Consider the following 20,157-nt stretch of genomic DNA (forward strand, 5'->3'; position numbering starts at 1 on the left):
CGGTCAGGCGAAGGTGTATCGGCTCAAAGGCAGGCTGCGGATGCGCTGGCCGGTGAGGTGCGCCACCGCATTGGCCACGGCCGGCGCCACAGCGGGCAGCGGTGGTTCACCGATACCACCCATTTTTTCGCCACTCTCGACGATTTTGACGTGCACCTGCGCCATCCGCGACATAGGCAGGATCGGGTACAGGTCGTAGTTGCGCGCCCGTGGTTTGCCGTCCACGTACACCGCTTCCTCCAGCAAGGTTTGCGACAAGCCCAGGGCCACCGCGCCATTCACTTGCGCTTCAACAATCGCCGGGTTGACGATGCTGCCCGGGTCGATGGCTTCCCAGATGTGGTGCACCTTGACCTGGCCGTTTTCGATCGACACTTCGGCGACCACCGCAGCGTGGGAGCCGAACGGTGAGGCCATGGCCACGCCACGCGCGCGGCGGCTGCCGTCTTCGGCGGTGTAGGGGCCACGCTTCCAGCCGCCCGACAACTCGCCCACCGCTTGCAACAGCGTGGTCAGCCGCGGGTTATCGCGCAGCAAATGCAGGCGCAGCTCGTAGGGGTCTTGGCCGCCTTTGTCGGCCAGCTCATCGAGGAACGCTTCATAGAAGAAGTCATTCAGCGAATTGCCCACCGAGCGCCAGTAGCCGAGCATGGTCGGGCCTTTGACGTAGATCTGCGCAATGCGCTTGTTGGGGATCGCGTAGCTTTTGCCCGACAACCCTTCGAGGGCCGTGGGGTCGATTTTGTCGCCCTGTTTACCGGCGATGGCTTCGCTGGGGCCTTCGGTGGCACTCACCGCTTCAATGGCCACCGGCAACCCTTGCGCGTCCAGCGCGGCGCGGAACTTGACCACGGCGACCGGGCGCAGCACGTCGCGCAGGAACTCCTCTTCACGGCTCCAGATCAGCTTGACCGGGCGACCGACTGCTTTGGCCAGTGCGATGGCCTGCGGGTAAGGGTTGGCCGAGTCATACAAGAAATGCCGGCCGAAAAAACCGCCCAGCAGCGGTGAATGCAGGATGATCTTCGCCGGGTCGAGCCCGGTGCGTTTGGCCATGTCGGCGCGGAACATATCCGGCGCCTGGTTCGGCAGCCACACCTCCAGCGTGCCTTCGGGGTTGAAGCGTGCCAGGGCAGAAGGTGGCTCCAGCTGGGCGTGGTTGACGTACTGGTTATGGTAGGTGGCTTCGACTTTGGTTTTGGCGTTTGCCAGTGCGCCGGCTACATCGCCTTCGTTTTCATCGTCACGCGCCGGGCCTTGCTGGGCGGCGAGGAAGTCGCGGTACTTGTCGCTGGAAAAATCCGCCGGCATCGCGCGTACGGTCGAATCTGCAGCGGCTTCCAGCCATTCCACCTGGATCGCCTCCACCGCGCGCTTGGCGTGCCACCAGCGCTCGGCCACCACGGCCACGGCGCCGGGCAGTTGATGCACCGAGTGCACGCCCTTCATGGCTTCGACCTGTGCCTGGTTACGCAGGCTGCCCACGGTCATGCCCAGGCGCGGCGCGTGCTGGACGGCGGCGTGGAGCATGCCGTCAACTTTCAAGTCGATGCTGTATTGCGCCTTGCCGGTGGATTTGTCGTAGGCATCCAGGCGTTTGACCGGCTTGCCGATCCAGCGGAACTGGCTCGGGTCGCGCAGGGTGATGGTGGCCGGGTCGGGCACCGGCATGTCGAGGGCACGCCCGGCCAATTCACCGTAGCCCAGCGAACGGCCGGAGGCGGCATGCACCACGCGGCCGGGTGTTGTGGTCAGTTGCGCGACCGGCACGCCAAGCTGCTCGGCGCCGGCCTGCAGCAACATCGCGCGGGCCAGGGCGCCGAGGCGACGCATGGTCGGGTAACTCATGCGCACCGACATGCTGCCGCCGGTGATGCGCATGCCGTTTTCCATCACCACATACGCATCGCCGGGCGGCGCGGCCTCGACAATGAAGGTGGCGGGGTCGGCGTCCAGCTCTTCACCGACAATCTGCGCCATGGCGGTGTGAGTGCCCTGGCCGCCTTCCATGAAGGGGCTGAGCAACCGCACGGTGCCATCAGGGCGAATCTCTAAAAACGCCGGCACCTGGGTGCCGCGTTCTGCCGCGTCGGGCGTGGCGGCGTAGGCCCTGGGCGTGCCCAGCGGCAGGCCGAAGCCAATGACCAGCGCGCCCACGGCGGTGCTGGCCAGGAAGCGGCGCCGGGACAGGTTGATCGGTTCGCCCAATGGCGTATCAGGGAGGGCGTTGCGCGTGTTCATCAGGCGCTCTCCTGCCGGGCAGGCTGAACGGCCAGGTCATGCACCGCCGTGCGAATGGCGTTATAGGTGCCGCAGCGGCACAGGTTAATCATCGCCGCTTCAATCTGCGCATCGCTGGGCGCCGGGGTGTGCTTGAGCAGCGCAGTGGCGGCCATCACCTGCCCGGACTGGCAGTAACCGCATTGCGCCACTTGATGCTCGACCCAGGCCGCGACTACGCGCTTGCCCACGTCATCGGCTTCGATCGCCTCGATGGTGGTGATCTCGTGGCCAACCACACCCGCCACTGGCGTGACGCACGAGCGCACCACGTTGCCGTCCACCAGCACCGAGCAGGCGCCGCACTGGGCCAGGCCGCAGCCGTATTTGGTGCCGGTCAGCCCCAGGTCATCACGGATCACCCAGAGCAGCGGCGTATCGGCGTCGGCATCGACCTCGTAGGATTTCTGGTTGATACGTAATTGCATGGTTCACCTGCTGATCATCGGTTGGTGTGGCTTTTTTTATAAGTTGCCCATCGTTGCACTCTAGACCACGGCGCAACAGCTATCGATCCCGTCATCGACAACTCGGAGGATCAGGCAAGAATTCGACAGGATTGCACCACTGCGCGTGCTTTTAGCCTGTAGGCCTTTGCTGATCCACGCCGGCGCGCTGCACTTTTTCTCATTCTTCTGATCTATCCCTGTCACGACCGCGCTCATTCTGCGCGTGGACCGCAGCCAGACCCGGTGCCGATGGATCGAACGTCAATTGCTTTTATCACCCGCTGGCCGCTGCTGATCGCAGCGGTGTTTATGCTCTGTGCCACCGGCTGCAGCCAGCAACAGGGCCGCGATATCGCCAGGCAGTTCAGCGATGGCAAGCCCGATGAGTTTTTTCAGACCAGCGTCGACCGCATGGCAACCCTGAGCATGCGCGACAACCTGCAAAGCCTGTACGTGCTGATGAACAAGCTCTACCTGCGCAACCCCAACCAGTGGCGCCAATCGGGTTATACCGATGCGGTGAGTGCCGCGCGGGAAATTCGCCGCGCCATCGAGAACCGGCAACCGCTGCCTGCCCTGGGGGACCGTCGTGACCTGGTGGCCTTGAGCTATTCGCTGAGCCCGGACTTTCGCGGCGACCGGGTCGGGGCGTTTATCTATGCCATTGGCAGCATGCTGGTGACTGCACACGGTGGGCGCACGCAGTTTTATGTCACCGACTCGATCAACCCGCAATTTGTCAGCAATGCCGCGCGCAATATCGAGAAAGCCACCTGGCTGCTCAGCCAGCGCCAGGACGCCAATGGCGTGTTGCTGTTGTTCTCCAATGAAATCTCGGAGGAGGGCAGCAACCTCAGTTTCGCCGTTGAGTTCGGCAAAGTGGTTGCGCGCCTCGACCTGCTCGCGCAGATGCTTGATGAGCGTTACCGGCGCGTTGCCCTCAATTACGCGCAGAGCTTGCTGCTGATGAATTTTTTGCCCGTGCAGTGATGCGTGGACCGATCTTGCAGTGCGGCATTTCCCTTTCATATGTGGGAAACGGCCTATCTTGCCCCCCTTTGCTTGAAACATACCCACGGTCGGCAATAGCCTCGGACTTTTCTTGACGATGAGTGCCTACCTTGGGAAAGCGCAAAACGGTTTGGCCTACTGATCGCGAAGTCCGCCTGCGATTTATCCTGTTTGCCGTGATCGACGTGGCAAGTGCTCAAGGCGTCCCCGCCGACGTGCTATTGCCCGCCCACAAACTGCTGCGCGACGCGCCGACGGAGGCGCAGTTGCGTGAAGCGCTCGCAAGTGTTCTGGCGTGTGACGAAATGCTTGGGTTCAGGTTTCCACAGGGCACGGAGGCGGATGATTTGCTGCGCTTGCTGGCGCCGACGGCCGATGAGACCGGTGCGGGGTTTATTTGAAGCGGGTTAGATCGTTTATTTCCTTACGATTGGTCTCAAGAACGTAATCGTATATCTACAGCGACGTTTATCTGCCTATGCAAGAGGTTTACGACGTCGCGGCGTCGCTTGCTCTGTTATCGCAGCGTGCGCAGCTGTTCTGGTCAACTAAGCTTGTCCCCGAACAGCCAATCCTGCTGCTCTGCCGCCGTCTTGCGCCGCTGCCCGGCGTCTCTAGAATCGGCGCCAGAACTTAGCCATTTCCTGTCGATTACGGAGTTTCGAACATGATGAATGCGATGCAGATGCCGATGAACACCTCCATGCCAATGATGCCGATGATGATGGGCATGCCGATGATGATGGCCACCATGCACTGCGAAATGGCCGGCGACGCCATGATGTGCACCATGAAGCCCGCAGCAGGTATGGACATGGCTCAGTTCAAGACTAACGCCGAGATGATGGCGATGATGATGAACTGCGGCATGCCGATGATGATGCAGTGCGCCAACCTGTCGATGATGTGCCTGTCGGCCGACGCCATGAAGATGAACATGGAAATGCCGAACATGATGCCGATGATGGCCATGGGCATGTCGATGCCGATGATGAAGTGCATGATGGAATGCACCCTGATGGGCGACAGCCTGCAGTGCAAAATGATGCCGATGCCGGGCATGAGCATGGCCATGATGCAAAACTGCTGCATGCTGATGAACAAGCTGATGAGTGACTGCGCCATGCCGATGATGATGAGCTGCAATGGCATGCCGATGATGTGCTGCACCTGCTGATAGCACCCGCAAACTAAAAAACGCCCCGATGATTCGGGGCGTTTTGCATTCAGTCCAGGCGTTCCGGGTAGGTGATCACTAAAAACGCCACCGCCTCGCTGTCCGCCGGATTGCGGTAGCGGTGGGGCTGGTCGGCGTAGAACAGGATCGAATCGCCAGTGGAGAGCAGGTAGCGTTCGTCATTGACGCTGACTTCCAGCACGCCCTGTGCCACCACCAGGTTTTCCTGGATGCCCGGGCCGTGGCCTGCGCAGACTTCCTCGCCGAGGGCGCGCAGGCGGATCTCGTAGAATTCGGACTGGCGGGCGGTGTCGTAGGGGAACAACGCGCGGCTGAAAAACGCACCATCGGCACTCACCAGGCGTTTACTCTGCTGCGCCGGCAACACCTCGACGCCTTCAAAGGCGCGGTCTTCCAGAAAGGCCGCCACTGACACCTTCAACCCCTTGGCAATTTTGCACAGCACCTTGATCGACGGCACGCTGCGGCCCGATTCGATCTGCGCCAGCATTGCCCGGCTGACGCCGCAGGCGCGCGCCAGCCCATCCAGCGACAGGTGGCGTTTGCTGCGCAGGCGCTGCAGGTTCTGCGCGACACACAGGCTGGTGTCGTCGTCATCGGTGCCAGGTTTTGGAAGGGGTTCGGGTGACTCGGCAAGTACCTGCAGAAAATTCATCGGCCTTACGCCCGGCGCGTATCACTGGAGGGCGTCGCCTGGGCGGTCAACACGGCAAGCCCGGCACGTGCCGCGTACATCGCCCACATCAGCTCGGCCGCTGCACGCGCCTGGCGGCGCTTACGGTGGAGGGTGAAGTCGATGACGGTGGCAGATGTTTGCATGGGCGCGATCTCTTGGGGCCAGGGTGATTCACGTAGGTGACTCAGTGGCTCCACAGTACTGCGTGGCGGTTATTTCCTTAAATACTGAGTTTGCATGTGTTAATTCGATTTTGGACTTAACCAATACAAGCAGTCAGAACCTGTTGTGGGAAGGGTCTGGTCCGTTAATAAGGCGTGACTCGGTAAGCCTGCGTGGCTTCCCACCCCTGTTAGCGTGCTCGGCCCCGGCCTGTCTCGCCCCTACATTCCAAGGATCTGTCCATGCTGTTGCGCCAACCTCCGCTCCTTTTTGCCGCCTTGACCCTCAGTTCGCTGGCGCAGGCCGACGCCCTGCAATTGGCACCGGTCGAGGTCACCAGCAGCGAGGTCAGCGCAGGCGAAGTGGCCCAGGCGCAACTCAAAAGCGTGCCCGGTGGCACCAACTACATCGACATGAGCAGCGTGCAGCAGGGCCGGGTCAGCACCAATGAAGACGTGTTCAAATACCAGGCCGGGGTGTACGCCAAGGCGGCCAACAATGAAGGCGTGAAGCTTTCGATACGCGGTTCGGGCTTGAACCGCAGCCCCGGTTCGCACGCCTCCGGCCTGTATGAAATGCTCGACGGTTTGCCGCTGACCGGCCCGGGCGGCACGCCCTACGAACTCAAGGACCCACTGTGGCAAAGCCGCGTCGAAGTGCTGCGCGGCGCCAATGGCTTTGACCAGGGCGCGCTGGCCTTGGGCGGGTCGGTGAATTACGTCACCCGCACGGGTTACGACGCACCCAAACTGCAAGTGCGTTATGAAGCAGGCAGTCGCGGTTATGCCCAGCGCGAGATCAGCTCCGGTCAGGTGCTGGGCGATGCCGACTATTACATCAGCCTCACCGACTCCGAATCCGATGGCTACCAGCACCAGAGCGCCGGTACCGGCAAGGGCATCGCCGCCAACTTCGGCTACCGTTTCAACCCGGACCTGGAAACGCGCTTCTATTTTCGCTACCGCGAAACCACCAATGACACCCCCGGCAAGCTGACGCGTGACCAGATCAGCCACGATCTAACGGCCGCCAACAGCCTCAACGCCGCCCGCGATTCCAAGCGTTTGCAGCCGGGTTCGACCTGGATCGCCAACAAAACCACCTTGCAGTTGGATGACAATTCCCGCGTTGAAGTCGGGCTGGCCTATCACGACTATCCGATGGACTTGCGCGAGGGCACCAATCGCCTGAAAGTCGCCTACACCGACGTCAGTGGCACGCTCAATTACATCCGCCAGGACCTGCTGTTCGGCCACGACAGCAAGACCACGGTAGGGCTGCGCAGCACCCAGGCGATGCCGAATAACGGTGCTTCGGAATACGTGCGCACGCCTGCCGGCAACACGGCTATTTACGCGCCCGGCACCAAGACCCGCGACTACAGCTATCTCGGCGCTGACACCGTGCTGCATGTCGGCAACGACTTGGAGCTGGTACCGGACCTATGGCTGACCACCGGCCTGGCCGCGATCTACACCCGCCGCGAAACCCAGGTCACTTATCCCGAAGGTCAGGCGCCGTTGAGCCAGCACGACTGGGATTACGCCCCGCGTATCGGCCTGCGCTATGACTTCACCGCGCAATTGCAGGTGTATGGCAACCTGAGTCGCTCGGTCGAGCCAGCGCATGCGTGGTCGATGATCTGGGGTTCCAATAAATACTTTCCCACCGGCAGCGGCCCGGCCACCGGCTTGCAGCGTGAAGGCGTAAGCCTGCGCAACCAGACCGCTACCACTGTGGAAGTCGGCGGCCGTGGCGAACAGTGGTTTGGCCAGTGGGACCTGGCGCTGTACCGCTCAGAAGTGCGTCACGAACTGCTCACCGTCGAAACGCAGGCGCAAACCGCCACCACCAACGCGATTGTCGCCGAGGCCAACGCCAGCCCCACCGTGCACCAGGGTGTGGAACTGAGCCTGCTCAGCCCGCTGTGGGAGGGCGGCGGCAATGGCCAGTTGGCCTTGCGCCAGGCCTACACGTTCAGTGACTTCCACTACCGCGACGATGACCGCTTCGGCGACAACACCCTGCCGGGCATCCCCAAGCATTACTACCAGGCGCAGCTGCGCTACAGCCATCCGACGGGGTTCTACACCAGCCTCAACACCGAGCATTCCTCGCGTGTGGCGGTGGACTACGCCAATTCCTACTACGCGGCGGCCTACACCACCCTCGGCGCCACCTTCGGCTACGACGCGCCCAAGCAGGACTGGCAAGCCTGGGTCGATGTGCGCAACCTCACCAACCGGCGCTACGCCAATACGGTCACCCCGGGTTATGACGACAAAGGCCTGGATGTGGCGCGGTCCACGCCGGCAGACGGGCGAGGCATTTTTACCGGCGTGTCGTGGAGTTGGCGTTAAGCAACCGTGTGGGGAGCAGACTTACTGTGAAGCGCGGGTTTACCGTGGAGCGCGGGTTTGTTGACGGCGGGCGGGCCTGTTGTGGCGAGCGGGCTTGCCCCGCGTTGGGCTGCGCAGCAGCCCCAAAACCGGCTAACGCGTTCTAACTGTAAAAAACGCGGTGACCTTACTGGGGCCGCTACGCGCCCCAACGCGGGGCAAGCCCGCTCGCCACAACAAGCCCAGTCGCCACAACAAGCCCAGTCGCCACAACAAGTCCGCTCGCCACGGGAAGCCCATTCGCCACAACTACCAGCATGAAAGCCCGAAAAGCAGCAGAACTGAGCCCCCTTGCCCTCATACCGTTTTGCTGGCATTGTTCGCGCAATTGGTAATATTTCCCATTTGAGAAGTTTTTGCGCATGCATGACATTCCGGCCGCGCCGGGCGATGGCGCCCGTCAGCAGACCCTCACGGCAATGTACCGCGAGCACCACGGCTGGTTGCACGGCTGGCTGCGCAAAAAACTCGGGTGTTCGCAGCACGCCGCGGACCTCGCCCACGACGCGTTCATCCGCGTCCTGATGCTGGCCGAACCCCACAACATCAAGGAACCGCGGGCTTTTCTGGCCACCACCGCCGGGCGTTTGCTGATTGATGGTGCGCGGCGCCGCCGCATCGAAAGGGCCTATACGCAAGCCCTGGTGATTCAGTGCGAAGACGCAGGCATGCCCGATCCGGCGGCAATCCACGTGGCGTTGCAGGCCCTGGAGCGCATCGCCGAGATGCTCGCCGGCTTGCCCGCCAAGACCCGCGAAGCCTTTCTGTTAAGCCGCCTCGACGGGCTGACTTACAGCGAAATCGCCAGCTGCCTGGACGTGTCGCCCAGTACCGTCAAAAACTACATTTCCACGGCGCTGGTGCATTGCTACCACAGCCTGCACGCGGCGGACCCGCTGTCGTGAGCACTGAACACATCATCCAGCAAGCGGCGAACTGGCTGACGCGCCTGCACGACGAAGACGTCAGCGACGCCGACCGTCAGGCCTTCAACACCTGGTGCCAGGCCGACCCGCGCCATGCCGTCGCCATCGACCGCATGCGTGCGCTGTGGGGCAATTTCGACGCCGTGCCCGCGCGCCCGGCGCGCATCGCCCTCAACCGTGCTTTCGCCCCACAACGCTCGCGGGGTGCGCAGGTGCTGGGTTTACTCGGCGTATTACTCTGCGGCTGGGTCGGTGTGGAGCGCGCGCCAGTGTGGATGGCCGACCAGCGCACCGGTGTCGGCGAACGCCGTCAGGTCGCGCTCGAGGACGGCAGCCGCTTGCAGCTCAACAGCAACTCGGCCGTGGACGTGAAATTCGACGGCCACCAACGCGTGATCCAGTTGCTGCAAGGCGAGCTATGGGTCGAGGTGGCCAAGGATGCGCAACGGCCATTCGTTGTGCGCACCGATCAAGGCACGGCCACCGCCCTGGGTACCCGCTACCTGGTCAAGCGCGCCGCGGACGGCACCACCGTGGTCACGGTGATCGAGTCCAGCGTGGCGGTCAAAGGCGAGGGCGCAGAAGGCGTCAAGGTCGCAGCCGGCCAGCGCGCGGTGCTTGACCATGGCCGTGCCCGGTCGCCGCAGGCGATTGGCAACACCGACCCGGACGCCTGGACGCGTGGCCTGCTCAAAGTCAATGACCAGCCCTTGAGCGAGGTGCTGCAAACCCTCGCCAGCTACCGCCATGGCCTGGTGCGGTTTGACCCACAGGCCCTGCAAAACCTGCGGGTGTCCGGCGTGTTCAAGCTCGACGACACCGCGGCGGCGCTCGCGGCACTGGCCGACAACCTGCCGATCAAGGTGGAGTACTTCACGGACTTGCTGGTGGTGGTCAAGCCGCGTTAAGTCAAGGCTCATGTTGGCGCAGGCGCTTGTACAGCGTGTTGCGACTGACGCCCAACTCCCGCGCCAGGTGGGAAATATTGCCGCCAGCGGCCTTCAAGCGTTGCGTGAGGTCGATGCCATCTACCACATCCGCGCTGGCAGGCAACGGCGCTGGCACGTTCAAATCCACAAAAAAATCATCCGGCAGATGCTCGGGGCGCACCGGCTGCTCCTCGGCCATGGCCAGTGCTACCTGCAACACGCTGCTGACCTGGCGCAAATTGCCCGGCCACGGGTGTTGCTCGAACAACGCCAGCACCTCGGCACTCAGCCCGGCCCATTGAGTTGGCTCGCGGTGCTGCTGCCACAACTGCTGGAACAACGCCTGCTTGTCGGTGCGCTCGCGCAACGGCGGCAGCTCCAGGGTCAGGCCGCCGATGCGGTAGTACAAATCCTCGCGAAAGCGCCCGGCCTGCACCCATTCGCGCAACGCGCGGTTGGTGGCGGAGATGATCCGCAAGTCCACCGGGAACAGCTCGCTGCTGCCCACCGGCTGCACGCAGCGCTCCTGCAGCACCCGCAGCAAACGGGCCTGGGTCGGCAGCGGCATGTCGCCGATCTCATCCAGAAACAACGTGCCTTTGTCCGCCTTGCGAATCAGGCCGATGCTGCCTTTTTGATTGGCGCCGGTGAAGGCGCCTTTTTCATAGCCAAACAGCTCTGACTCGACCAACTCTGCCGGAATCGCCGCACAGTTCACCGCGATAAACGCCTGCGCGCTGCGCGAGCTGGCCTGGTGCAGGGCTTTGACGAACACCTCTTTGCCGACGCCGGTTTCGCCGTGGATCAGCAACGGAATGTCTTTTTCCAGCAGACGCTCGGCCTGGCGCACGGCTTTTTCCACACGCGCATCGCCAAAGTGCAGGGTCTTGAGGTTGATCGCGGTCGGCTTCAGCTCGGCAGGCTTGCCCGGCTTGGGCTCACTGAAGACCCGCGCCTGCACCGGCATCTTCTTCGGCCGCTTCAATAAACACTGAAACCGGTTGCGTCCCGCCGCCTGCAGCGAGAACGGCAAGCCTTCCGGCTGGTTCAGCAACTCCAGCAACGAGACCTTGAACAAACTGTCGATCAGCACCCGCGACAAACTGATGCCCAGCAAATTGTCCGCCCGGCGGTTGGCCGACAGCACTTGCCCGCTCTCATCAAAAATCAGCAGGCCGGCCCACTGACTGTCGAGGTTGTTCAGGCCGGTGTTGAAGGTCAGCTGAAAATGCTCGCCGCGAAACAGGTTGAGGATCAGCCGATTTTCCACGGTCTGGCTCATCATCTTGACCATGCCCAGGGTGTGGGAGGGCGGCAGATAGCTGTCGCTGGACACATCCAGCACCGCGATGATTTCGCGCTGGGCATCGAAGATCGGCGCCGCCGAGCCGGTCATGAAGCGGTTGGCCTTGAGGAAGTGTTCGTCGTGCTCGATATGCACCGCCTGGGCACAGGCCAGTGCGGTGCCGATGGCATTGGTGCCGCTGCTGCGCTCCCTCCAGCTGGCGCCGGCGCTGAAACCGCGCGCCAGTTTCGGCTCGATAAAGCGCTGGGTGCCCCACGAGGTCAAGACCTGGCCCTGATTGTCGGCCAGCATGATCAGGCAGTTGGAGTTGCTCAGGATGTTTTCGTAATAGGGCAGCACTTCCTGGTGAGTGGTCTGCACCAGCGAATGCTGGCTTTCCAGCAATTGGCTGATGCCCTCGGCGGGCAGTTGGTCGAAGCTGGGCGTGCTCTGGTGATCCAGGCCAAACGCGCGGCAGCGGCGCCAGGAATCCTGGATGAGGGTGTCGTGAGCCAAGGGTTCGGCCATGGGGGCGACCTTCTTTTTTATTGTTATTGGGCGTGCACAATCGGGATGAAGAAACAGGGCCGAAATGTGGGAGCGGGCTTGCTCGCGAATGCGGTGGGTCAGCCAATACCGATGCCGACTGTTCTACCGCATTCGCGAGCAAGCCCGCTCCCACCTTGAATCTGTGTCGCCCATCAATTGTTGTTCAGAACTGTTCATTGTCAACCCGCCCGTTGTTCAGTTGTTCAGCCCCAATTGTTCACTTCTGTTGATGCCTGAACAGCCGATCGGGTCCATGTCCTTACAGATCAATCACCTGCCAGTTCTGGCACGAAACTCGCTCTGGGCTCTCGTCGAACGTATTGCCAGATTCATTCCAATAATAAAAAAGGGCGTGTCATGTCATTGACCCTGGAACATGTCTCCCGCGTCGTCGAAGGCCAGACTTGGATCGACGACGCCAACCTGCGATTCGAAGCCGGTTCCTTCAATGTCTTGCTGGGCCGCACCCTGTCCGGCAAGACCAGCCTGATGCGCCTGATGGCCGGCCTGGACAAGCCCGACAGCGGGCGCATCCTGATGAACGGCGTAGACGTCACGCACAAGCCGGTGCGCCTGCGCAACGTGTCGATGGTCTACCAGCAGTTCATCAATTACCCGACCATGACCGTGTTCGAAAACATCGCCTCGCCGTTGCGCCAGGCCGGTGTGTCCAACGAGCTGATCCAGAGCAAGGTGCTCGAAACCGCGAAAATGCTGCGCATCGAGAAATTCCTCCAGCGCCATCCGTTGGAGTTGTCCGGTGGCCAGCAGCAACGCACGGCCATGGCCCGCGCGCTGGTCAAAGACGCCGAGTTGATCCTGTTCGATGAGCCGCTGGTGAACCTGGACTACAAACTGCGCGAAGAACTGCGTCAGGAAATGCGCGAGCTGTTCAAGGCCCGCCACACCATCGCCATCTACGCCACCACCGAACCCAATGAAGCCCTGGCCCTCGGCGGCACCACCACGATTCTGCATGAGGGCCGGGTGATCCAGAGTGGCAAGGCTGCCGAGGTGTACCACCAGCCGCAGACCGTGCTGGCCGCCGAGTTGTTTTCCGAACCGCCGATCAACCTGATGCCGGGACGTATCAGCGGCAATGAAGTCAGCTTCGCCAATTTTGTGCACTTCCCGCTCAACGTCGACCTGCGCCCCATCGGCGAGGGCGAGTTCCGCTTTGGCGTGCGCCCCAGCCATATCAGCCTGGTGCCGAGCAACGACGATGACCTGGAACTGGCCGTGACCGTGGAAGTGGCCGAAATCAGCGGCTCGGAAACCTTCCTGCACGTGCGCAGTGAGCATTTCCTGCTGGTGCTGCACCTGCCGGGCGTGCACGAGTACGACGTCGATGCGCCGATCCGCGTGTACATCCCCACCCATAAACTGTTTGTGTTCGATGGCCAGGGCCGCTTGGTCCAGGCCCCCGGGCGCCGCGTAGCGAGGGTTGCCTGATGGCCGAGATCCATTTGCAGAACCTCGCGCACAGCTACAACCCTACACCCGCCGGCCCTGAAGACTACGCGATTCGGGAAATGAACCACGTGTGGGAGCAGGGCGGTGCCTACGCTTTGCTCGGGCCTTCCGGGTGCGGCAAGTCGACCTTGCTGAATATCATCTCTGGCCTGCTCAACCCTTCGGAGGGCCAGGTGCTGTTCGACCACAAGGTGGTCAACGAACTCACCCCGGAACGCCGCAATATCGCCCAGGTGTTCCAGTTCCCGGTGGTGTACGACACCATGACGGTGTTCGACAACCTGGCCTTTCCGCTGCGCAACCAGGGCATGCCCGAGGCGAAAATTCACAGCAAGGTGCAGGAAATTGCCGAAGTCCTCGACCTGCAAACCCTGTTGAACAAAAAGGCGCGCAACCTTACTGCCGATGAAAAGCAGAAAGTCTCCATGGGCCGTGGCCTGGTGCGTGACGATGTGTCGGCAATCCTGTTCGACGAGCCGCTGACGGTGATCGACCCGCACCTGAAGTGGAAACTGCGGCGCAAGCTCAAGCAGATCCACGAGCAGTTCAATATCACCATGGTCTACGTGACCCACGACCAGCTTGAAGCCTCGACCTTTGCCGACAAAATCGCGGTGATGTACGGCGGGCAGATCGTGCAGTTCGGCACGCCGCGCGAGTTGTTTGAGCGGCCGAGCCATACGTTCGTCGGCTATTTCATTGGCAGCCCCGGCATGAACCTGATTGAAGTGCAGGCCGAGGCGGGCGGGGTGCGTTTTGCCGGCACGCTGCTGCCGTTGCCCGAGGCGATGCAGCAGCGCATCCGCGAGGCCGATTGCCAGAAGCTGCAGGTGGGGATCCGCCCGGAATTTATCCACGTGTGGGACGAGTACAACCCTGACGCGCTGCAGGCCGACGTCACCCATGTCGAAGACCTTGGCACCTACAAGATCATGACCCTCAACCTTGACGGCGCGCCGTTGAAAGTACGCCTGGCCGAAGACAAACCGGTGCCCCAGGGCAGCGCCTCGATCAGCTTCCCGGCGCAGTGGCTGATGGTCTACGCCAATGATTACCTGCTGGAGGTGCAGCCATGAACAAGGTGCAGAACAACAAGGCCTGGTGGCTGGTGTTGCCGGTGTTTCTGTTGGTGGCGTTCAGTGCGGTGATCCCGATGATGACCGTGGTCAACTACTCGGTGCAGGATATTTTCGACCAGTCCAGCCGCTACTTTGTCGGCGCCGACTGGTACAAGCAGGTGCTGCTCGACCCGCGCTTGCATGACTCCTTGCTGCGCCAGTTCATCTACTCGGCCTGCGTGCTGCTGATCGAAATCCCGCTGGGTATCGCCATCGCCCTGACCATGCCGACCAAAGGCCGCTGGTCGTCGCTGGTGCTGATCATTCTGGCGATTCCGCTGCTGATTCCGTGGAACGTGGTGGGCACCATCTGGCAGATCTTCGGCCGCGCCGACATCGGTTTGCTCGGTTCAACCCTCAACGCCATGGGCATCAACTACAACTACGCGGCCAACACCATGGACGCCTGGGTCACGGTGCTGGTGATGGACGTGTGGCACTGGACCTCGCTGGTGGCGTTGCTGTGTTACTCGGGGCTGCGGGCGATCCCGGACGTGTACTACCAGGCCGCGCGAATCGATCGTGCATCGGCCTGGGCGGTGTTCCGACATATCCAGTTGCCGAAGCTGAAAAGCGTGCTGCTGATCGCGGTGATGCTGCGGTTCATGGACAGCTTCATGATCTACACCGAGCCCTTCGTGCTCACGGGCGGCGGGCCGGGTAACGCCACCACCTTCCTCAGTCAGACGCTGACCCAGATGGCTGTCGGCCAATTCGACCTGGGCCCGGCGGCGGCGTTTTCCCTGGTGTATTTCCTGATCATTTTGTTGGTGTCCTGGCTGTTCTACACCGCCATGACCCACTCCGACGCCAACCGCTGAGGCCGCCAGCATGAGCAAACGCAAGCTGATACCGCTGCTGATCTACATCCTGTTCCTGCTGGTGCCGATCTACTGGCTGCTGAACATGTCCTTCAAGAGCAACACCGAAATCCTTGGCGGGCTGACCCTGTTTCCGCAGGCTTTCACCCTGGCCAACTACAAAGTGATCTTCACCGACCCGAGCTGGTACACCGGCTATATCAACTCACTGTATTACGTGAGCCTGAACACGGTGATTTCCCTGAGCGTGGCGCTGCCGGCGGCCTACGCCTTCTCGCGCTACCGCTTCCTGGGCGACAAGCACCTGTTCTTCTGGCTGCTGACCAACCGCATGGCACCGCCGGCGGTGTTTTTGCTGCCGTTTTTCCAGCTGTATTCGTCCATCGGCCTGTTCGACACACACATCGCCGTGGCCTTGGCGCATTGCCTGTTCAACGTGCCGTTGGCGGTGTGGATTCTGGAAGGCTTCATGTCCGGCGTGCCCAAGGAAATCGACGAAACCGCCTACATCGACGGCTACAGCTTTCCCAAGTTTTTCGTGAAGATTTTTATCCCGCTGATCGGCTCCGGCATCGGGGTAACCGCGTTTTTCTGCTTCATGTTTTCCTGGGTCGAGCTGTTGCTGGCGCGCACGCTGACCTCGGTCAACGCCAAGCCCATCGCGGCGGTGATGACCCGCACGGTTTCGGCCTCGGGTATCGATTGGGGCGTGCTGGCGGCGGCGGGGGTGTTGACCATCCTGCCGGGCATGCTGGTGATCTGGTTTGTTCGCAACCACGTGGCCAAGGGCTTTGCCCTGGGCCGGGTCTGAGGAGTCGATGATGGAATGGATGGCCTGGACCACTCCCACCGCGTTGTTCTTTGCGGCCATTGGCGTGCTGCTGGTAGGCATGACCACCTGGGAACTGCGCTCGCCGAGCATCCCTCGGCGCGGTTTTTTACCGATCAGCACCACCCGTGGTGATCGCCTGTTTATCGGTCTTCTCGGCAGCGCCTACCTGCATTTACTGGTAATCGGCGCTACCGACTGGAGCATCTGGGTGGCGTCCGCGCTGTCCCTGGTATGGCTGTTGAGTGTGATGCGTTGGGGCTAGTGCCCTTTTGAATAAACCACCAGGAGGTCTCTATGTTGAATAAAAACAATAAGCTGCGACATAGCATTTCATTGGCCGCCGTACTGGCCCTCAGCGGTTTGAGCGCCACGGCCTGGGCCGATGCGTATGAAGACGCGGCGAAAAAATGGATCGGCAGCGAGTTCAAACCGTCCACCCTCACCCAAGACCAGCAGCTCGAAGAGTTGAAGTGGTTTATCAAGGCGGCAGAACCGTTTCGTGGGATGAAGATCAACGTGGTGTCGGAAACCCTCACCACCCACGAGTACGAATCCAAGGTGCTGGCCAAGGCCTTCAGCGAAATCACTGGCATCAAGCTGACCCACGACTTGCTGCAGGAAGGCGACGTGGTGGAAAAGCTGCAAACCCAGATGCAGTCCGACAAGAACATCTATGACGGCTGGGTCAACGATTCCGACTTGATCGGCACGCACTTTCGCTATGGCAAGACCGAGTCGATCACTGACCTGATGGCCAACGAAGGCAAGGACTTCACCTCGCCGACCCTGGACATCAAGGACTTTATCGGCATCTCGTTCACCACCGCGCCAGACGGCAAAATCTACCAACTGCCCGACCAGCAGTTCGCCAACCTCTACTGGTTCCGCGCCGACTGGTTCGAGCGGCCGGAGCTGAAAGCCAAGTTCAAGGAAAAATACGGCTACGACCTCGGCGTACCGGTGAACTGGTCGGCCTATGAAGACATCGCCAAATTCTTCAGTGAAGACGTCAAGGAAATCGACGGCAAACGTATTTATGGGCACATGGACTACGGCAAAAAAGACCCGTCACTGGGCTGGCGTTTCACCGATGCCTGGTTCTCCATGGCCGGCGGCGGCGACAAGGGCCTGCCCAACGGCTTGCCGGTGGACGAGTGGGGCATTCGCGTGGAGGACTGCCACCCGGTGGGCTCCAGCGTGACCCGCGGCGGCGACACCAACGGCCCGGCCGCGGTGTACGCGACGCAGAAATACGTGGACTGGATGAAAGCCTATGCGCCACCCGAAGCGGCGGGCATGACCTTCTCCGAATCCGGCCCGGTGCCGTCCCAGGGCAACATCGCCCAGCAGATCTTCTGGTACACCGCGTTTACCGCCGACATGACCAAGCCGGGCCTGCCGGTGGTGAATGCCGACGGCACGCCGAAATGGCGCATGGCCCCATCGCCGGTCGGGCCTTATTGGGAAAAGGGCATGAAGAAGGGCTATCAGGACGTGGGCTCCTGGACTTTCCTCAAGTCGACGCCTGAGAAGCAGAAACTCGCGGCCTGGCTCTACGCGCAGTTCGTGACCTCGAAAACCGTCTCGCTGAAGAAAACCATTGTTGGCCTGACGCCGATTCGTGAGTCCGACATCAACTCCCAGGCCATGACCGACCTGGCGCCCAAACTCGGTGGCCTGGTGGAGTTCTACCGCAGCCCGGCACGGGTCGAGTGGACCCCGACCGGCACCAACGTGCCGGACTACCCGCGCCTGGCGCAACTGTGGTGGAGCAACATCGCCGCTGCCGCCAGCGGCGAGAAAACCCCGCAGCAGGCGCTGGACAACCTGGCCAAGGAGCAGGACGCGATCATGATGCGCCTGGAACGCTCCAACGTGCAGCCGATATGCGGCCCGAAAATGAACCCCGAGCGTGATGCCCAATACTGGTTCGACCAGCCCGGCGCGCCGAAGCCGAAACTGGCCAATGAGAAACCCAAAGGCGAAACCGTGAGCTACAACGACCTGCTCAAGTCGTGGGAGGCAGCGCGTAAGTAACACAGCATCCGTGGCAAGCGGGCCTGTCGTGGCAAGCGGGCCTACGTGGCGAGCGGGCTTGCCCCGCGTTGGGTTGCGAAGCAGCCCCAAAACCTGACGACCGAGTACTGTCTGGATGAACTCGGCGTCTTGATTGGGGCTGCTGCGCAGCCCAGCGCGGGGCAAGCCCGCTCGCCACATCAGGCCCGCTCTTCACAATGGGCCGTTCAGCACACTGATTTTGTGTCTACTGACACCCCCTGTTTGCCGCCAAAATCCGCGCCGTGTCCCGCGCGGGCGGCAGCCCGAACACCCGCGCATAGTCGCGGCTGAACTGGGTCGCGCTTTCGTACCCCACCGCAAACGCCGCGCCGGTCACACTGCTCGCAGTGGCCAGCATCAACGTGCGCGCCTGCAGCAAGCGCACGCGTTTCTGATACTGCAACGGGCTCAGGTTGGTCACCGCCTTGAAGTGGCGATGAAACGCCGAAACGCTCATCGCCGCCTTGTGTGCCAGCGCCTCCACGCGAATCGGTTCGGCAAAATCCTGGCGAATCCATTGGATGGCCTGGTTGACTCGCGCCATGGCAGTGTCCGGCGCGGCGATGTCGCGCAACATCCAGCCATGGGGGCCTTGCAGTACGTGGAAGAGAATCTCCCGTTCGTACGCAGGTGCCAGTGCGGCAATCGCTACCGGGTCGCCCATCAGGCGCAGCATGCGCACCCACGTGTCCATCAATGCCGGCGTTACCGCCGCCACCGAGAAGCCGGCTTCCTGCGCGCGGCGTGCAGTGGGCGCAGGCAGGTCGTTGAGCAGGGTGGTCAGCAGCGTCGGGTCCAGGCTCAGGCTGACCGCCAGGTAGGGCTCGCCGCTGCTCGCCGGGTGCACTGCGCCCACGGCCGGCAACTCGATGGACATCACAAAGTACGTCGCCGGGTCGTAGTGCAGCGTGCGGTCGCCCACGGTCATGCTTTTACTGCCCTGCAGGATCAGGTTGATCATTGGCTCATACACCGCCGCCAGCCGGTGTTCCGGGATCGCGCCCTGAACCATCGCCACACGCGGGATACCGGTCTCGGTGCGGCGGTTTTCGGCCTTGGCGGCCAGGACGCGCAGTTCGATCAATTGATTATTCATAGCGGCCATGCTGTGCCTTCCTGCGAACCGCGCGCAAGCAAAAAGCAGAAACAGGCAGGATTGGAGTAGGAACGGCTGCGCTGACGGGAAGGACGATGGCTACTGTAGCCACTCAACTTTTCAAGCGTGGAGCAGCTCATGAGCGTCATCGTAATCACCGGAGGCAGTCGTGGCATTGGTGCCAGTACCGCCGAGCTGTGCGCCCGTCAGGGCCATGGCGTGATCCTCACCTACCATCACCATCCTGAAGCGGCGCACGCAGTGGTGCAGCGCATTGAGTCCGCCGGCGGCAAAGCCGTTGCCTTGGCGTTGGACGTGGCAGACGTCAGCGTTTTCGCGGCATTTCGTGAGACGGTGCTGCATACATTGCAGGCCACCTGGGGTACCCAGCGCCTCAGCGGGCTGGTGAACAACGCCGGCTACGGCCTGTTCAACCCTCTCGAATCGGTGAGCGAGGCGCAGTTCGACGGCCTGTTCAACGTGCACCTCAAGGGCCCGTTTTTTCTCACCCAAACCCTGTTGCCGTTGCTGGAGGACCACGCCAGTATCGTCAACCTCACCAGTGCCACCACCCGCGTGGCCACGGCGGGCGTTGCGCCTTATGCCGCCTTCAAGGGCGGCCTGGACGTACTCACTCGCTACATGGCCAAGGAGTTCGGCGAGCGCCGCATCCGCGCCAATGCGGTGTCCCCCGGCGCGATCCGCACCGAGCTTGGGGGCGGCTTGAACGATGAGTTCGAAGCTCAGTTGGCCGCGCAAACCGCCCTCGGCCGAGTTGGCGAGCCCCAAGACGTGGCACGGGTCATCGCCATGCTGCTGTCGCAGGAAGGCCGTTGGATCAATGCCCAGACCCTTGAGGTCGCGGGTGGCTACATCATTTGAATTGTGAGGTCAC

General features: G+C 61.9%; 19 protein-coding genes. 13 read left to right on the plus strand and 6 right to left on the minus strand.

Features of this window, described 5'->3' with window-relative positions:
• Positions 1 to 3 precede the first annotated feature (3 nt).
• Positions 4 to 2,241 (minus strand): xanthine dehydrogenase family protein molybdopterin-binding subunit, encoded by a 2,238-nt coding sequence (locus C4J83_RS11190; RefSeq protein WP_124417039.1) that lies wholly within the window; start codon positions 2,239 to 2,241, stop codon positions 4 to 6.
• The gene (locus tag C4J83_RS11195) at positions 2,241 to 2,708 is read right to left on the minus strand and encodes a (2Fe-2S)-binding protein (protein WP_106580615.1); all 468 of its coding nucleotides are present in this window, start codon (positions 2,706 to 2,708) and stop codon (positions 2,241 to 2,243) included. The genes C4J83_RS11190 and C4J83_RS11195 overlap by 1 nt, the downstream gene beginning before the upstream one ends.
• A gap of 270 nt (positions 2,709 to 2,978) precedes the next feature.
• Here C4J83_RS11195 and C4J83_RS11200 point away from each other — a divergent pair, with 270 nt between their 5' ends.
• The 3 genes from C4J83_RS11200 (at position 2,979) to C4J83_RS30585 (ending at position 4,917) form a co-directional block, all read left to right on the plus strand.
• Positions 2,979 to 3,719 (plus strand): hypothetical protein, encoded by a 741-nt coding sequence (locus C4J83_RS11200; RefSeq protein WP_106580616.1) that lies wholly within the window; start codon positions 2,979 to 2,981, stop codon positions 3,717 to 3,719.
• A 131-nt stretch (positions 3,720 to 3,850) separates the two neighbouring features.
• Entirely contained in the window at positions 3,851 to 4,141 is a 291-nt protein-coding gene (locus tag C4J83_RS11205; protein WP_124417040.1) for a hypothetical protein, read from the plus strand.
• 266 nt (positions 4,142 to 4,407) lie between these two features.
• Positions 4,408 to 4,917 (plus strand): hypothetical protein, encoded by a 510-nt coding sequence (locus tag C4J83_RS30585; protein WP_177416149.1) that lies wholly within the window; start codon positions 4,408 to 4,410, stop codon positions 4,915 to 4,917.
• Between the two features lie 49 nt (positions 4,918 to 4,966).
• On the opposite strand, the gene C4J83_RS11215 is transcribed toward C4J83_RS30585, so the two are convergent.
• Together C4J83_RS11215 and C4J83_RS30450 are read right to left on the minus strand one after the other, a co-directional pair.
• Positions 4,967 to 5,593 carry a helix-turn-helix domain-containing protein gene (locus tag C4J83_RS11215; RefSeq protein WP_124417041.1) on the minus strand — a complete coding sequence of 209 codons (627 nt, stop codon included), beginning with the start codon at positions 5,591 to 5,593 and terminating at the stop codon, positions 4,967 to 4,969.
• Between the two features lie 5 nt (positions 5,594 to 5,598).
• Positions 5,599 to 5,757, minus strand: coding sequence for a hypothetical protein (locus C4J83_RS30450; protein ID WP_164487920.1), 159 nt, complete (start codon positions 5,755 to 5,757; stop codon positions 5,599 to 5,601).
• Between the two features lie 261 nt (positions 5,758 to 6,018).
• Between C4J83_RS30450 and C4J83_RS11220 the strand changes: the two genes are divergently transcribed.
• The 3 genes from C4J83_RS11220 to C4J83_RS11230 all read left to right on the plus strand — a co-directional run bounded on the left by C4J83_RS11220 (position 6,019) and on the right by C4J83_RS11230 (position 10,009).
• Positions 6,019 to 8,136, plus strand: a complete 2,118-nt coding sequence (locus C4J83_RS11220; protein ID WP_124417042.1) for a TonB-dependent receptor family protein — start codon at positions 6,019 to 6,021, stop codon at positions 8,134 to 8,136.
• 401 nt (positions 8,137 to 8,537) lie between these two features.
• Positions 8,538 to 9,080 carry a sigma-70 family RNA polymerase sigma factor gene (locus tag C4J83_RS11225; protein WP_106580620.1) on the plus strand — a complete coding sequence of 181 codons (543 nt, stop codon included), beginning with the start codon at positions 8,538 to 8,540 and terminating at the stop codon, positions 9,078 to 9,080.
• On the plus strand, positions 9,077 to 10,009 hold the full coding sequence (locus C4J83_RS11230; protein ID WP_124417043.1) for a FecR family protein: 933 nt from the start codon (positions 9,077 to 9,079) through the stop codon (positions 10,007 to 10,009). The genes C4J83_RS11225 and C4J83_RS11230 overlap by 4 nt, the downstream gene beginning before the upstream one ends.
• Before the next feature lies 1 nt (position 10,010).
• On the opposite strand, the gene C4J83_RS11235 is transcribed toward C4J83_RS11230, so the two are convergent.
• A complete protein-coding gene (locus C4J83_RS11235) occupies positions 10,011 to 11,843 on the minus strand; it encodes a sigma-54-dependent Fis family transcriptional regulator (protein WP_124417044.1) in 1,833 nt (610 codons plus the stop codon).
• A 378-nt stretch (positions 11,844 to 12,221) separates the two neighbouring features.
• Here C4J83_RS11235 and C4J83_RS11245 point away from each other — a divergent pair, with 378 nt between their 5' ends.
• The 6 genes from C4J83_RS11245 to C4J83_RS11270 are packed head-to-tail and all read left to right on the plus strand — an operon-like array spanning position 12,222 to position 18,145.
• Positions 12,222 to 13,316, plus strand: a complete 1,095-nt coding sequence (locus tag C4J83_RS11245; protein WP_124417045.1) for an ABC transporter ATP-binding protein — start codon at positions 12,222 to 12,224, stop codon at positions 13,314 to 13,316.
• Positions 13,316 to 14,413, plus strand: a complete 1,098-nt coding sequence (locus C4J83_RS11250) for an ABC transporter ATP-binding protein (RefSeq protein ID WP_124417046.1) — start codon at positions 13,316 to 13,318, stop codon at positions 14,411 to 14,413. Before C4J83_RS11245 ends, C4J83_RS11250 begins: the two co-directional genes overlap by 1 nt.
• Positions 14,410 to 15,276 carry a carbohydrate ABC transporter permease gene (locus C4J83_RS11255; RefSeq protein ID WP_106580626.1) on the plus strand — a complete coding sequence of 289 codons (867 nt, stop codon included), beginning with the start codon at positions 14,410 to 14,412 and terminating at the stop codon, positions 15,274 to 15,276. Before C4J83_RS11250 ends, C4J83_RS11255 begins: the two co-directional genes overlap by 4 nt.
• Positions 15,277 to 15,286: 10 nt before the next feature.
• Positions 15,287 to 16,087, plus strand: a complete 801-nt coding sequence (locus C4J83_RS11260; protein WP_106580627.1) for a carbohydrate ABC transporter permease — start codon at positions 15,287 to 15,289, stop codon at positions 16,085 to 16,087.
• Positions 16,088 to 16,097: 10 nt separating this feature from the next.
• Positions 16,098 to 16,370, plus strand: a complete 273-nt coding sequence (locus tag C4J83_RS11265) for a DUF2160 domain-containing protein (protein WP_124417047.1) — start codon at positions 16,098 to 16,100, stop codon at positions 16,368 to 16,370.
• Positions 16,371 to 16,402: 32 nt separating this feature from the next.
• Positions 16,403 to 18,145 (plus strand): ABC transporter substrate-binding protein, encoded by a 1,743-nt coding sequence (locus C4J83_RS11270; protein WP_124417048.1) that lies wholly within the window; start codon positions 16,403 to 16,405, stop codon positions 18,143 to 18,145.
• A 226-nt stretch (positions 18,146 to 18,371) separates the two neighbouring features.
• Here C4J83_RS11270 and C4J83_RS11275 read toward each other — a convergent pair whose 3' ends face one another.
• Positions 18,372 to 19,262 carry an AraC family transcriptional regulator gene (locus tag C4J83_RS11275; protein WP_177416171.1) on the minus strand — a complete coding sequence of 297 codons (891 nt, stop codon included), beginning with the start codon at positions 19,260 to 19,262 and terminating at the stop codon, positions 18,372 to 18,374.
• A gap of 138 nt (positions 19,263 to 19,400) precedes the next feature.
• Here C4J83_RS11275 and C4J83_RS11280 point away from each other — a divergent pair, with 138 nt between their 5' ends.
• The gene (locus C4J83_RS11280; protein WP_124417049.1) at positions 19,401 to 20,144 is read left to right on the plus strand and encodes an SDR family NAD(P)-dependent oxidoreductase; all 744 of its coding nucleotides are present in this window, start codon (positions 19,401 to 19,403) and stop codon (positions 20,142 to 20,144) included.
• Positions 20,145 to 20,157 lie beyond the last annotated feature (13 nt).

The sequence above is a fragment of the Pseudomonas sp. LBUM920 genome, assembly GCF_003852315.1.
Lineage (GTDB): Bacteria > Pseudomonadota > Gammaproteobacteria > Pseudomonadales > Pseudomonadaceae > Aquipseudomonas.